Origin of the sequence: Rhodoplanes azumiensis, from assembly GCF_042682915.1 — a bacterium.
Lineage (GTDB): Bacteria > Pseudomonadota > Alphaproteobacteria > Rhizobiales > Xanthobacteraceae > Rhodoplanes > Rhodoplanes azumiensis.
In genome coordinates this window covers 1-13,166 of the sequence record NZ_JBHUIW010000016.1, presented here as the reverse complement: position 1 = coordinate 13,166, position 13,166 = coordinate 1, and the positions used below count along the sequence as shown (strand labels likewise).

Genomic DNA, 13,166 nt, shown 5'->3' with positions numbered 1-13,166 from the left:
GTCCGCATGACCGCCGCGACCACCGACACCGACGACGACACCGAGAACGGGACCGAATCTTGGGTCGATCCAGAGCGCGTGTCGCTGCGCGACGTGCTGCTGCCGCTCGCGACCTTCGCGATCCTGTTGGCGATCTGGGAGGTCGCGGTGCGGGAAGCGAAGATCCCGGCCTGGCTCCTGCCGTCGCCGCTGGTGATCGGCGAGGCTTTCGTCGATTGGTGGCGCGAGCTCGCGGCGCATTCGCTCGTCACCCTCTACGAGACCTTGGCGGGCTTCGCGCTGTCGATCGTGGTCGGCGTGCCGCTCGCCGTCGCGGTCGTCTCCTCGCCGGTGCTGCAGAAGACCATCTATCCGATCCTGCTCGCGCTGCAGTCGGTGCCGAAGGTCGCCATCGCGCCCTTGCTCGCGCTGTGGATCGGCTTCGGCGCGATGCCGAAGATCATCGTCGTCTTCCTGGTCTGCTTCTTCCCGATCGTCGTGGCGACGGCGACGGGCCTGACCGCCGTGCCGCCGGCCTTGATGGATCTGATCCGCTCGCTGTCGGCGACGCCCGTCCAGACCTTCGTCAAGGCACGGTTCCCGACCGCCCTGCCGCACATCTTCGTCGGCCTGAAGATCGCCATCACGTTCGCCGTGATCGGCGCCGTCATCGGCGAGTTCGTCGGCTCCGAATCGGGGCTCGGCTACCTGATTCTCGTCTCGTCCTCGCAGTCGCGCACCCCGCTGGCCTTCGCGGCCCTGGTGGTGCTTACGCTGATGAGCATCGTGCTGTATTATGCGGTGGAGTTCGTCGAGCGCCTGATGGTTCCCTGGGCGACCAAGACCTGAGTCGCCGGCCCTCCCGGTCGGGACCGGAGGGGCGTGGCGGGCGAACCCCGATACCAACGACACTCGATATCAACCGACACCCGATATCAACCGACACCCGATATCAACCGACACCCGATACCAACGACACCCGATATCAACCGACACCCGATACCAACGACACCCGAAACGAACGACGCTCGAAGCGAACGGCACCCGATTCGAGTGGATTCCGTTTCGAGCGGATCCCCGGACGAGCGGTTCCCGAGACGGACGGATCGAGCATGGCCCGAGCGGCGACCAGGCTGCGCAGCGACAAACGGCGTGCCCCGCGCCGTCGCGCCGACTCGGATCCGGCCGCCGAGGGAGACGACACGGAGGCCGGCTTTCCGATGCCGGCGCCACGGCAGCGGCCGGGCGAGGGGCTCGGCGATTTCGCCTACCGGGTGCTGCGCGAGGCGATCCGCAGCGGCCATTTCCGCCCCGGCCGGCACCTTCGCGAAGCCGACGTGGCGCGCTGGCTCGACATCAGCCGCACGCCGGTGCGCGAAGCGTTCCACCGCATCGTTTCGGAAGGGCTGCTGACCAGCGGGCCGTGGAACGGGCTGATGATCGCCGCGCTCGATCGCCAGCAGCTCGTCGAGCTCTACGCGGTCCGCGAGGTGCTCGAGGGAACGGCCGCGGGGCTCGCCGCCCAGCACGCGTCGGACGCCGAGATCAAGCTGATGTTCTCGATCGCGGGCAACGAGCTCGGCGCCGCCGGCGACCCCGATCGTCTGGTCCTGATCAACGCGGAGCTGCACCAGACGATCTATGCGGCGGCCCACAACCGCTACCTGCTGCAGTCGTTGAACAGCATCGTCGATTCGCTCGGCCTGCTGCGGCACTCGACCTTCGTGTTGCCGGGCTCGACCGAGCTCGCCCGCCGCGAGCATGTCGAGATCATCCGGGCGATCCGCGATCGGAACGCGAAACGGGCCGAGCAGCTCGCCCGACGCCATATCCGTCACGCCCTCGCTCTGCGGCTGCAGCTCCAGGAGAGCGCTTGAGCGCGTGAAGGATCGGTGGGGCGGGGGCGCAACGACCACCTGCCGTTCCGGGACGTCCCGGCGCCGCTTGACCCCGCAAGTCCCGCCCGGTACTGCACGATCGATTTCTCGGCTTCCGATTTCTCGGCTTCGGGGTATGGCGCAGCCTGGTAGCGCGGGAGTTTTGGGTACTCCAGGTCGCAGGTTCGAATCCTGCTGCCCCGACCATTTCCCTGGACGACGGGAGCCGACGGCGGGGAGCCGAGGCGCCCGGGGCTTCAAACGGCGCCGGCCATCGCCGAGACCTGCTCGCCGTCCGCCGTCCGCCGTCCGCGTCGCCCGACCGGCTTGCGTTTCTTCGCGGGTCGCGTAGGACTTTTGCGGTCCCTCCGGGGCCGCGTCGGTGCCGCCGGCGGGGTCGCGGAACGACGGACACTGACGCGGGATCGTCGCCGAGGCCTTCATGATCGCACGCATCTACAAGCCCGCCCGGAACGCGATGCAGTCCGGCACCGCCAAGACCAAGCACTGGGTGCTCGACTACGAGCCCGACGAGCCGCGGCGGGTCGAGCCGTTGATGGGCTGGACCAGCTCGGGCGACACCCGCCAGCAGGTCCGCATGCGGTTCGAGACGAAGGAGGAGGCGATCGCCTTCTGCGAGCAGCACGGCGTCGCCTACCAGGTGCTCGAGCCGAAGGCACCGAGCCGCCGCACCATCGCCTACGCCGACAATTTCGCCTATTCGCGCCGCGGTCTCTGGACGCACTGACGCCGACGCACCGTCGACGCCCCCGAGAACCGAGCCGACGCGAACCGGGCCGACGCAATGCTCCGTCGGCGAACCGTCGGCTGTGAGGGACGACGGCTCGTCCGCCGCGCACGCGGGGCGGTTGACAGCGGCGCGGTTCAGGCTCAAAACCATCTCCTGAATGTTATGTTATTACATTGGCATTACAGGAGACTCCGATGCCCCGGCTCCCGGTGACCTTCACGCGGCGGACCCTGCTCGGCACCCTGGCGGCGACGACCGCCGGCCTCGCGCTTGTGGCCGCACTCGCGGCGCCGACGGCGGGGCTCGCCCAGGCGGCGGGCGAGGCCGGCACGCCGGCGGACGTCCCTGCTGCTGCCGTGCCCGTAAGAGTGGTGGCGAGCTTCTCGATCCTCGGCGACCTGGTGAAGCAGGTCGGCGGCCCGCTGGTCGCGGTCGATCTCCTGGTCGGCCCGAACGCCGACATGCACGCCTTCCAGCCCTCGCCGGCCGATTCGAAGAAGCTCGCCGGCGCCAAGCTCGTGGTGATCAACGGGCTGGGTCTCGAGGGGTGGGTCGAGCGGATGACCAAGGCCTCCGGCTACACCGGCCCGGTCGTCGTCGCGGCGAAGGGCCTCAAGCCGATCGCCAAGCCCAAGGACAGCGATCACGGCCACGGGCACGGCCACGATCACGACCACGGCAAGGACGACCCGCACGCCTGGCAGTCGGTCGCCAACGTGAAGCTCTATGTCGGCAACATCCGCGACGGACTTACGGCCGTCGACCCCGCCAACAAGGCGACCTATGCGGCGAACGCCGATGCCTATCTGAAGCAGCTCGACGCGCTCGAGCGCGACATCGTGGCGGCGTTCGAGGGGGTGCCGAAGGACATGCGCACCGTGATCACGGCCCACCAGGCGTTCCGCTACTACGGCGCCGCCTACGGCATCACGTTCCGGGCCGCCAAGGGCGTGACCGAGGATTCCGAGCCTTCGGCGCGCGAGATCGCCGACCTGATCAAGCTGATCAAGAAGGAGAAGGTACGGGCGCTGTTCGTCGAGAACATCTCCAACCGGCGCCTGCTCGACCGCATCGCCAAGGAGACCGACGCCAAGGTCGGGGGCACGCTGTTCTCCGACGCGCTGTCCGAGCCGTCCGGCGCGGCGCCGACCTATGTCGACATGATGCGGGCCAACACCAAGGCGCTCGCCGACGCGCTGAAGGGGTGATGGTACGGGCGCAGCTTCACGGGGGATGCGAATGGCTTCCGGCACTGACTCTCACCGTCACCCTGAGGCGGCTGCGCGAAACGCAGCCCTCGAAGGGCGACGGTCCTGACAGCGGCCGCCATCCTTCGAGGCCCGGATTCGCCGGGCGCCTCAGGACGACGGGTCAGGGCTCGGAGCCATCGATATGACGCCTATCGGTCCGGGCTCGCGGATCTGACGGTCCGCGCCTCGGAGTGATGGTTCCGGAAATCGCCTTCACCCCGCCAGCGCGGCCGACAGCTGGGCGGCGTGATTGGCGAGCGTCGCCGTTTCCTCCTTGAAGGTCGCGGCCGGCTTGAGCGGCACGCCGTCGTGGCGCGGCAGCACGTGGACGTGCAGGTGGAACACCACCTGGCCGCCGGCCGGCTCGTTGAACTGCTGGATGGTGACGCCGTCCGCCTTGAACACCGCCGTTGCCGCCTTGGCGATCTTCTGCGCCACTTGGTGGACGTGGCCGAGATCTTCCGGCGCGATGTCGTAGATGCCGCGTGCCGCCGCCTTCGGGATCACCAGCGTGTGGCCGGGGCAGCGCGGCATGATATCGAGGAACGCGAGCGCGCGGTCGTCCTCGTAGACCTTGTGGCAGGGCAGATCCCCGCGCAGGATCTTCGCGAACACGTTCGAGGTGTCGTAGCTCGCCATAGGCTGCCTCATTCCCGCTGCCTTGTTCCCGCTGTGTTGTTCCCGCTGCCTCGGTCCCGTCGTCGGGGGGGGCGCGCGTCGATCGCGGCCGTCCGCGACGATACCGATCGGTCCCCGCATGGATGGCAAACCGTGCGCCCGCCCGTCAAGCCGCGGCGAGGCACGGCGGCGGCACGCGCGGCGCGCGATAGTTTAACGCGGCTTTAATCGCGGCCGCGGAAGATCGTGGCATCTCTCGCAGCGGCGCGGAGCGGCCATGAACGACAAGCGCAGGTTCGTGCGGGTGCGCCCCAGCGGTCTCGTGCCGCGGGTCGGGAAGATCTTCGTCGATCCCAAGAGCCCGGCGATCGACTGTCAGGTGATCGATGTCAGCGCCGGCGGCGCCTGCCTCTATGTCGGCGGCAACGGGCCGATCCCCAAGCGCTTCACCTTCCTGCACGGCGCCGTGAAGAAATCGAGCCGCGTCGTCTGGGAGAAGGGCCGCAAGATCGGCATCCAGTTCTGACGGCGCCGCGCGCCGCCCCGGAATGACGGGGCCCGTCAATCCGCCTCCATCTCGGCCTCGGCCGGGGGGCGGATATCGATGCCGTCGCGGCGGAACGGGCTCGCTGCGGCGAGCTCGCGGGCGGCCGCGTCGACATAGGCGCGCTCGCGCTTCAAGTAGTCGGCGATCGCGCGGCGCAGCGCCGGGTCGGCGATGTGATGGGCCGACCAGGTGGTGTTCGGAAGGTAGCCGCGGGCGAGCTTGTGCTCGCCCTGTGCGCCGGCCTCGACGCGCGGGATGCGGCGCTCGATGGCGAACTCGATCGCCTGGTAGTAGCACAGCTCGAAATGCAGGAACGGGTGGTGCTCGACGGCGCCCCAATGGCGGCCGAACAGCGTGTCGCCGCCGATGAAGTTGAGCGCGCCGGCGATGTAGCGCCCGTTCCGTTTCGCCATCACGAGAAGAATCTGGTCGGCCATGCTGGCCCCGACCCGCGAGAAGAAGTCGCGGGTGAGGTAGGGGCGGCCCCATTTGCGCGAGCCGGTGTCCATGTAGAAGGCGAAGAAGGCGTCCCACGCCTCCTCGTCGATGGCGGCGCCGGTGAGCCGCACGATCTCGATGCCGTTCTCCACCGCCTCGCGCCGCTCGCGCCGGATCGCCTTGCGCTTGCGCGCGGCGAGCGCGTTCAGAAAGTCCTCGAAACTGCCGTAGCCGAGATTGTCCCAGTGGAACTGCTGGTCGGTGCGGGTGAGCCAGCCGTAGTCGGCGGCGAGGCTCGCCTCCGCCTCGGTCATGAAGGTGACGTGGACCGAGGAGTGGCCCTCGCGTCCGCACAGCGTCTTCAGCCCGTCGAGCAGCACCACCTGGGCGACCTCGGCCTGCGGCCCGGGGGCGACGAGAAGGCGCCGGCCGGTCGCCGGCGTGAACGGCACCGCGACCTGCAGCTTCGGATAATAGCGGCCGCCGGCCCGCTCGTAGGCGTCGGCCCAGCCGTGGTCGAACACGTACTCGCCGCGCGAATGCGACTTCAGATAGCATGGAACCACGCCCAGCACGGTCTCGGTCGCATCCTCCAGAACGAGGTGGCGGGGCTGCCAGCCGGTCCGCGTCACGGCCGAGCGCGACGCCTCGAGAGCGGAGAGAAAAGCGTGTGAAACGAACGGATTGTAGGTAAGGCCTGAGGTGGGATCGTAGCTCGCCGCGAGGGGCGGCTCGGCGCCGGGTGCGGCATCCGTCGGGGCCGGGTTGGCACAGGCGTCCCACACTGGAGCGGGGATCTCGGCGATCGACGAGACGACATTGATGCGCAGGCCGGCCGGGATGGCCGGGCGGGCGGGGGTCGCGGGGGGCGCGGGGGTGGAGGTCAGGGGGGTGATCTCCCGATGGAGCGATCGTTTCAGTCTACGCCCGAAACCCCTCGAAGATCACCTGATCGGCGCCGGCCCGCAAAGCCTCGTCGCGCTGGGCCGCGGAGCGGATCGTCCAGGAGAGCAGGGGGCGGCCGAAGGTCCGGGCGAGCCGGGGCGGCCAGGCGTCCAAATCCTGCAAGCGCCACGCCAGGAAGGCGGGATCGGCACGCAGCGCGTCGAGCAGCATTCCGGCCCGGCGATCGAGCGGCCCCGCTCCGGCGAAGCGGCGCTCGCCGACGAGGCCGCGCGTCAGCCGCGGCGCCAGCGCGTTCACGGCGACCATCAGGGCGGGATCGAACGACATCACGGCGATCGGCGCCGTCGTGCCTCCCAGCAAGGAGGCGACCCGGCGCGCCAGCGTCCGGTCGCCGTCGAAGCGGCTCTTCAGCTCGATCAGCAGGGGCACCCGGCCGCCGACGAGATCCAGAAGCTCGCCGAGCGTCAGCATGCGGTCGGCGGTGGCCTTGTAAGGGTGCGCCCTGAGGTCGGCCGCGTCGAGATCGCGCAGCCGCTCCGTGCCTTCGACCAGCCGGCCGAGGGCGTCGTCGTGGTGGACCATCGCCTCGCCGTCGCGGCTCGGCTGCAGGTCGGTCTCGATGCCGTATCCGGCCGCGATGGCGGCCGTGAAGGCGGCGGCGGTGTTCTCCACGATGCCGGCTTCGGCATCGTGGAGGCCGCGATGGGCGATCGGGCGCACCGTGAGCCAGGTCAGGGTTCCCATGGCGCGCCGCTCCTGTCGTCAGGTGTGGGGTCAGGCGACCTCGAAGGTGCCTTCGACCTCGACCGCCGCGTCGCCGGGCAGCACCGCGACGCCGATCGTGGTGCGGGCGTGCCGGCCCTTCTCGCCGAACACCTCGACCATCAGGTCGGAGGCGCCGTTGAGCACCTTGGGGCCGTCCAGGAAGCTCGGGGCGGAGGCGACGAAGCCGCCGAGCCGGACCACCCGGACCACCTTGTCGAGATCGCCGAGCGCCGCCTTCACCTGGGCGAGCAGGTTGATGGCGCAGATGCGCGCCGCGTCGCGACCCTGTTCGATCGTCACGTCGGCGCCGAGCTTGCCGGTGGCGACGGCCTTGCCGTCGACCAGGCAGAGCTGGCCGGAGACGAACAGGAGCCGGCCCGAGCGGACGAAGCCGACATAGTTGGCGATCGGCGCCGCCGGCGTCGGCAGCACGATCCCGAGCTCCGCGAGTTTCTGTTCGGCACTGCTGGTCATTGTCGAGCCTCCCCGGCCGTTTGTGGACCGCGACCTTGTCGTCGATCGCGGATCGCCGCGCAATGGGGCCGCGCCATTGCGTCGGTCCCGGCATGGCAGCCCTGAATGGCAGCCCGGCAGGCCGGCGGCGCGGTACCGCGGACCGCATCGCGGGTGGGGCGCCGTCGGGCGAACGTGCGCGTGCGGGCCGGACGCATGCCGGCGCGCGGTTGCGGCGACTCCGGGCGCCGCCTATGTTCGCGGGACGGTGCGCGGGACGGCCCGGCAACCGCACAGGAGTTACCGGACGCGATGGATCTCGGCTCTCTCGGACAGTCGTGCACGCGCCTCCTGCAGGCCCGCTTCCTGCAGGCCCGGCCCCACCAGGTCCGCCTCGCCGCCGCGGTCGTGATCGCCGCCGCCTGCACGGCGGCGACGCCGGCGCCGTCGGCGGGCGCCGCCCCGGGGCTCGCCTCGCATCGCGCCGTCTACGACCTCAAGCTCGTCCGCTCGCAGGGCAAGCGGTCGCTGCAGTCGGTGCGCGGGCGCATCCTCTACGACTTCTCCGGCAATGCCTGCGACGGCTGGGTGCTGCAGTTCCGCCAGGTCTCCGAGCTCGACAACGGCGAGGGCAAGGTGGCGGTCAGCGACCTGCGCGCCTCCACCTGGGAGGACGCCGCGGCCAAGAGCTTCCGCTTCAGCTCGCAGAACTACGTCAACGACCGGCCCGGCGACATGGTCGACGGCAAGGCCGAGCGGCGCGACGACAAGGTCGCGGTGGCGCTCACCAAGCCGACCGGGACGACATTCGATCTCGACATCGGAATGGTGTTTCCGACCGAGCACATGCGCCGTGTTCTTGACGCGGCGCGCGAAGGCAGGACGCTGCTCGAGCTGCCCGTCTACGACGGATCCGAGAACGGCCAGAAGTCGTTCAACACGCTCACCGTCATCGGCCCCGCGATCGGCCCGGAGAACCGTCCCGAGGGCGACGCGACGGCCGGCCAGGCGGCGCTCGACGGCCTCAAGCGGTGGCCCGTGACGATCAGCTATTTCGACCGCGCGGCCGGGCAGGGCGAGCAGACCCCGGTCTACGCGATCGGCTTCCAGCTCTACGAGAACGGCGTCTCGCGGGCGCTGCGCCTCGACTACGGCGACTTCGTCGTCGCCGGCGACATGACCCAGCTCGACATCAAGCCCGACAAGGCGTGCCCGTAACGGGCTTTCTCGCGATCTGAAAGCTCCGTCGGTCCGGAGCGCGAGCCGAAGGCTCGCGAGCCCTTAATCCATCGCCCCGGTGTCGGGGGCTCATGACGGGTAGGGCGTATGGATCCCGGGTTCGGCCCTGCGGGCCGCCCCGGGACGACCGGCGCCATCAGCCGTCGCCGTCACCCTTTCCGCCGGGTCTCCTCCGCGTCGTCCAGCGACAGCCCGCGCATCACGGCGGCCTTGCCGAACTTTTCCCGGATCTTGTCGACGGCATGCTCGGCCGCGGCCGTGCGGGTCGCCCTGGTGTCGATCAGGTCGGGCGGATCGGCGGTCTCGCCGGCGGCGAGGCTGCCGACCCCGATCCCGATCAGCCGGAACCGGGTGCCGTCGGCCTCGGGCGCCAGCAGGTCGCGGCCGACCGTGAAGATCGTCGCGGCGAGCGCGGTCGGCGCCGGCAGGCTGTGCGAGCGAGTGCGCAGCCGGTGGTCGTGGCGCTTGAGCTTGAGCGTCACGGTGCTGCCGGCGAGGCCGGCCGCCTTCAGCCGCCCCGACACCTTCTCGGACAGCGCCCACAGGAGCTTCTCCAGCCGGCGGACATCGGCGACGTCGGTGTCGAGCGTCGTCTCGGCCGAGATGCTCTTGGCCGGCCGGTCGGGCGTCACGATGCGGGCGTCGAGCCCGCGGGCGAGGCGGCCGAGCCGCAGGCCCTCGGCCCCGAAGGCGCGCATCAGCGCGGCCTCGTCGGCCCGCTGCAGGTCGGCGACGGTGCGGTAGCCCGCCTTGGCGAGCGTCGCCGCGGTCGCCTGGCCGACCCCGAAGATCGCGGTCACCGGCTTCGGGGCCAGGAACCGGGCGCCCTCGGCCTGCGACAGCACCGAGAAGCCGCGCGGCTTCTCGAGGTCCGAGGCGAGCTTGGCCAGAAACTTGTTGTCCGACAGGCCGACCGAGACCGTGATGCCGACCGCCTGCTCGACCCGCCTGGCGAAGCGGGCGAGCGTCATGGCCGGCGAGGCGCCGTGCAGGCGCTCGGTGCCGCCGAGGTCGAGGAACGCCTCGTCGATCGACAGCGGCTCGACCAGAGGGGTGAGCTGCCGCATCATGGCGCGCACCGTGCGGCCGGCCTCGGCGTATTTCGCCATGTCCGGCTTGATCACCACGGCGTCCGGGCACAGCCGGCGCGCCTCGAACATCGGCATGGCCGAGCGCACCCCGAAGGTGCGGGCGATGTAGCAGGCCGTGGAGACGACGCCGCGCGTGCCGCCGCCGATGATGACCGGGAGGTCGCGCAGCTCGGGCCGGTCGCGCTTCTCGACCGCCGCATAGAAGGCGTCGCAGTCGACATGGGCGATGTGGAAGCGGTCGAGGTCGGGATGGGCGACGAGTCGCGGCGACCCGCAGCGGGCGCAGCGGCGCGCGGCGTCCGGCGCCTCGCTCAGGCAGTCGCGGCAGAAGGCCGCCATGGGCGCCTCGTGGTCTCGTTCGGCCCGACTGTCGGGCGGCGGGTCGAGTCGATCAAGTCCGCCCCCGGGTCTTCGGCGCCGCCGGCGGCGCGCCGGGACTCGCCGTAGCGTTCGGATTCACTATACTTAACAAATCCTTTCCGGTGCGTGATTGTTTGCGATTGTGAAAGGAATAGCTTGTAGGATGAGCTAGTAAGGACCATATCGCGGACGGCGCTGAAACGCCGAATTCGCCGGAGCGGTCGCGAACCGCGGGGGGCTTCGATGCCGAAGACCGTCCTCATCGTGGAGGACAACGAGCTCAACATGAAGCTCTTCCACGATCTTCTGGAGGCGCACGGCTACAGCACGATCGGGACGCGCAACGGCATCGAGGCGCTCGATCTCGCTCGCCGTCATCGCCCCGATCTGATCTTGATGGACATTCAGCTCCCCGAGGTCTCCGGCCTCGAGGTGACGCGCTGGCTGAAGGACGACCCCGAGCTCAAGGCCATCCCGGTGGTCGCCGTGACGGCCTTCGCCATGAAGGGCGACGAGGAGCGCATCCGCGAGGGCGGCTGCGAGGCGTATCTGTCGAAGCCGATCTCGGTCGGCAAGTTCATCGAGACCGTCCGCCATTTCCTCGGCCAGCCGTGAGGTGATCCACCCATGACCGCCCGCATCCTCGTCGTCGACGACGTCCTGGCGAACGTGAAGCTGCTCGAGGCGCGGCTCTCGGCCGAGTATTTCGACGTCATCACGGCGCTGTCCGGCGCCGAGGCGCTGGCGATCTGCGAGCGGGCGCAGTGCGACATCGTGCTGCTCGACGTCATGATGCCCGACATGGACGGATTCGAGGTGTGCCGGCGCCTCAAGGCGAACCCCAAGACCCACCACATCCCGGTCGTCATGGTGACGGCACTCGACCAGGCCGCCGACCGGGTGCGCGGCCTCGAGGCCGGCGCCGACGACTTCCTCACCAAGCCGGTGTCCGACATCGCGCTGGTCGCGCGGGTGCGCTCGCTCACGCGCCTCAAGCTGATGACCGACGAGCTGCGCATGCGGGCCCAGACCTCGCGCGAGATCGGCATCGAGAACCCGGTCATGGAGGCGATCGCCGACACGGGCCGCGGTGGCCAGGTTCTGCTGATCGACGACCGCAAGTCGTCGTGGGACCGGATCGCCGGGATGCTGTCGGCCGAGCACACGGTCGATGTCGAGACGGACGCCGCCGAGGCGCTGTTCCGGGCCGCCGACGGCACCTACGATCTCGTCGTCGTGTCGCTCGGGCTGGAGAGCTTCGACGCGCTGCGCCTGTGCAGCCAGCTCCGCTCGCTCGACCGCACCCGCAACGTCCCGATCCTGGCGATCGCCGACCCGGAGGAGGAGAGCGCGCGGCTCAATCGTGGCCTGGAGATCGGGGTCAACGACTACGTCTTCCGTCCGATCGACCGCAACGAGCTGCTCGCCCGCGCCCGCACCCAGGTGCGCAAGAAGCGGTTCACCGAGCGGCTGCGCGACAACGTCACGCTGTCGATCGAGATGGCGATCACCGACGCGCTCACCGGGCTGCACAACCGTCGCTACATGGAGACCCATGTGGCGACCTTGGTCGAGCAGGCGATCGCCCGCGGCAAGCCGCTCTCCGTGCTCGTGCTCGACATCGACTTCTTCAAGTCGATCAACGACACGCATGGCCACGACGGCGGCGACGACGTGCTGCGCGAGTTCGCCATGCGGCTGCGCAAGTCGATCCGCGGCATCGATCTCGCCTGCCGGTTCGGCGGCGAGGAGTTCGTCGTGGTGATGCCCGACACCGACATCACGGTCGCCGCCAAGGTCGCCGAGCGGCTGCGCCGACGCATCGCCTCCGAGCCGTTCCTGATCCATGCCTCGGGCCGCAGCGTCGAGGTGACGATCTCGATCGGAATTTCCGGGCTAGCCGGAACGGACGACAGCCCGGCGAAGGTTCTGAAACGTGCCGACGAGGCGTTGTACAGGGCTAAGCGGGACGGGCGCAACCGGGTGGTCGCCGCCGCGGCCTGAGGCGGGACCATCCCGGCGGATTTAAGCGACTGATGCGTAAACCTTAAATGTTCAGCATGCCGCACGGGCGCAGAGCTCGGCGGGTGGACGGTGGTTGATTTCCCGGGAACTTGCGCTAGATTTTGATTGAAATTGCTCGAACGGGGGTGTGCAGGCACGTCGAGTCGCCGCGTTCCGAACGAGTAGGGCTAACCCTACGGAGTGCTCAGGTCCGCCGCATCTCCTGGGTCCGTGGGGTTCGGCCGGCCGGTGAGCGGTGAGAGTGGCCTCCTCGAAACACCGCTCCCGGCCGGCCACTTTTCTTTCGGGCCGGTCTTCCGAAGCTTTACGCCGACCGGCGATAAGCGCCGACGCGCGCCGGATGCGGCTCGGTGGCGGCCGGCGTCCTTCCCATCACAAGTCCATCCGAGGCGCCGCCTGCGCCTCGCCGACGCACGCCTCCGTCCTGCCGGGGCCGTATCGCGCGGCCCCACGAACGCCGAAGGCCGGGACGAGCCCGGCCAGCGTGTCGTCAAAGGATCGAAAGAGATCGGCGGATCGAAGAGGAGCAGGCCGCGGCGCGCGCCGCGGGCGCCTCACTTGATCTTGGCTTCGCGGAACTCGACGTGCTTCTTGGCGACCGGGTCGTACTTCTTCTTGACGAGCTTCTCGGTCTGCGTGCGCGAGTTCTTCTTCGCCACGTAGAAGTAGCCGGTGTCGGCGCTCGAGACGAGCTTGATCTTGATGGTGGTGGCCTTCGCCATGGGGCGCCCTCGAAAAACGTTCGAACGATGCGGTGAGTTGCGGGCAACCTAGTGGCAGAGCCCGAAATGTCAAGGAAGCACCCCGCCCGGCCAGGGCACCGAACTCGGGTTAACGGCGGTTTCGGGGTAGCGGAAGGTCTGATTC

The 13,166-nt window shown here is 69.6% G+C and carries 14 protein-coding genes and 1 tRNA gene; 9 read left to right on the top strand and 6 right to left on the bottom strand.

The window, feature by feature from the left end; translation table 11 throughout:
• The first annotated feature begins 6 nt into the window (after positions 1-6).
• The 5 genes from ACFSOX_RS14100 to ACFSOX_RS14080 all read left to right on the top strand — a co-directional run bounded on the left by ACFSOX_RS14100 (position 7) and on the right by ACFSOX_RS14080 (position 3,815).
• Positions 7-828, top strand: a complete 822-nt coding sequence (locus ACFSOX_RS14100; protein WP_378478447.1) for an ABC transporter permease — start codon at positions 7-9, stop codon at positions 826-828.
• A 371-nt stretch (positions 829-1,199) separates the two neighbouring features.
• Positions 1,200-1,856, top strand: a complete 657-nt coding sequence (locus tag ACFSOX_RS14095) for a GntR family transcriptional regulator (RefSeq protein ID WP_378478446.1) — start codon at positions 1,200-1,202, stop codon at positions 1,854-1,856.
• Between the two features lie 130 nt (positions 1,857-1,986).
• Positions 1,987-2,063, top strand: a tRNA-Pro gene (locus tag ACFSOX_RS14090).
• Between the two features lie 235 nt (positions 2,064-2,298).
• On the top strand, positions 2,299-2,604 hold the full coding sequence (locus tag ACFSOX_RS14085) for an ETC complex I subunit (RefSeq protein ID WP_378478445.1): 306 nt from the start codon (positions 2,299-2,301) through the stop codon (positions 2,602-2,604).
• A 197-nt stretch (positions 2,605-2,801) separates the two neighbouring features.
• A complete protein-coding gene (locus ACFSOX_RS14080; protein WP_378478444.1) occupies positions 2,802-3,815 on the top strand; it encodes a metal ABC transporter solute-binding protein, Zn/Mn family in 1,014 nt (337 codons plus the stop codon).
• 255 nt (positions 3,816-4,070) lie between these two features.
• On the opposite strand, the gene ACFSOX_RS14075 is transcribed toward ACFSOX_RS14080, so the two are convergent.
• Complete coding sequence (locus tag ACFSOX_RS14075) at positions 4,071-4,496, bottom strand: HIT family protein (protein ID WP_378478556.1); 426 nt, start codon at positions 4,494-4,496, stop codon at positions 4,071-4,073.
• Between the two features lie 256 nt (positions 4,497-4,752).
• Between ACFSOX_RS14075 and ACFSOX_RS14070 the strand changes: the two genes are divergently transcribed.
• Complete coding sequence (locus tag ACFSOX_RS14070) at positions 4,753-5,001, top strand: PilZ domain-containing protein (RefSeq protein WP_378478443.1); 249 nt, start codon at positions 4,753-4,755, stop codon at positions 4,999-5,001.
• A gap of 35 nt (positions 5,002-5,036) precedes the next feature.
• Here ACFSOX_RS14070 and ACFSOX_RS14065 read toward each other — a convergent pair whose 3' ends face one another.
• From ACFSOX_RS14065 to ACFSOX_RS14055, 3 genes are all read right to left on the bottom strand, one after another.
• The gene (locus ACFSOX_RS14065) at positions 5,037-6,302 is read right to left on the bottom strand and encodes a GNAT family N-acetyltransferase (RefSeq protein ID WP_378478555.1); all 1,266 of its coding nucleotides are present in this window, start codon (positions 6,300-6,302) and stop codon (positions 5,037-5,039) included.
• Positions 6,303-6,381: 79 nt separating this feature from the next.
• Entirely contained in the window at positions 6,382-7,110 is a 729-nt protein-coding gene (locus tag ACFSOX_RS14060; RefSeq protein WP_378478442.1) for a glycerophosphodiester phosphodiesterase family protein, read from the bottom strand.
• Positions 7,111-7,140: 30 nt separating this feature from the next.
• Positions 7,141-7,605 (bottom strand): RidA family protein, encoded by a 465-nt coding sequence (locus ACFSOX_RS14055; RefSeq protein ID WP_111355548.1) that lies wholly within the window; start codon positions 7,603-7,605, stop codon positions 7,141-7,143.
• Between the two features lie 291 nt (positions 7,606-7,896).
• Here ACFSOX_RS14055 and ACFSOX_RS14050 point away from each other — a divergent pair, with 291 nt between their 5' ends.
• A complete protein-coding gene (locus ACFSOX_RS14050; RefSeq protein WP_378478441.1) occupies positions 7,897-8,802 on the top strand; it encodes a cell envelope integrity EipB family protein in 906 nt (301 codons plus the stop codon).
• A gap of 170 nt (positions 8,803-8,972) precedes the next feature.
• On the opposite strand, the gene ACFSOX_RS14045 is transcribed toward ACFSOX_RS14050, so the two are convergent.
• The gene (locus ACFSOX_RS14045; RefSeq protein WP_378478440.1) at positions 8,973-10,253 is read right to left on the bottom strand and encodes a DNA polymerase IV; all 1,281 of its coding nucleotides are present in this window, start codon (positions 10,251-10,253) and stop codon (positions 8,973-8,975) included.
• A 264-nt stretch (positions 10,254-10,517) separates the two neighbouring features.
• On the opposite strand from ACFSOX_RS14045, the gene ACFSOX_RS14040 reads away from it, so the two are divergent.
• Together ACFSOX_RS14040 and ACFSOX_RS14035 are read left to right on the top strand one after the other, a co-directional pair.
• Complete coding sequence (locus tag ACFSOX_RS14040; protein WP_111355551.1) at positions 10,518-10,889, top strand: response regulator; 372 nt, start codon at positions 10,518-10,520, stop codon at positions 10,887-10,889.
• Between the two features lie 12 nt (positions 10,890-10,901).
• Positions 10,902-12,278 (top strand): PleD family two-component system response regulator, encoded by a 1,377-nt coding sequence (locus tag ACFSOX_RS14035; protein ID WP_378478439.1) that lies wholly within the window; start codon positions 10,902-10,904, stop codon positions 12,276-12,278.
• Positions 12,279-12,853: 575 nt separating this feature from the next.
• On the opposite strand, the gene rpmG is transcribed toward ACFSOX_RS14035, so the two are convergent.
• Positions 12,854-13,021: a 50S ribosomal protein L33 gene (gene rpmG / locus ACFSOX_RS14030; protein WP_111355553.1), complete on the bottom strand. Its 168-nt coding sequence runs from the start codon at positions 13,019-13,021 to the stop codon at positions 12,854-12,856.
• Positions 13,022-13,166: the final 145 nt, after the last annotated feature.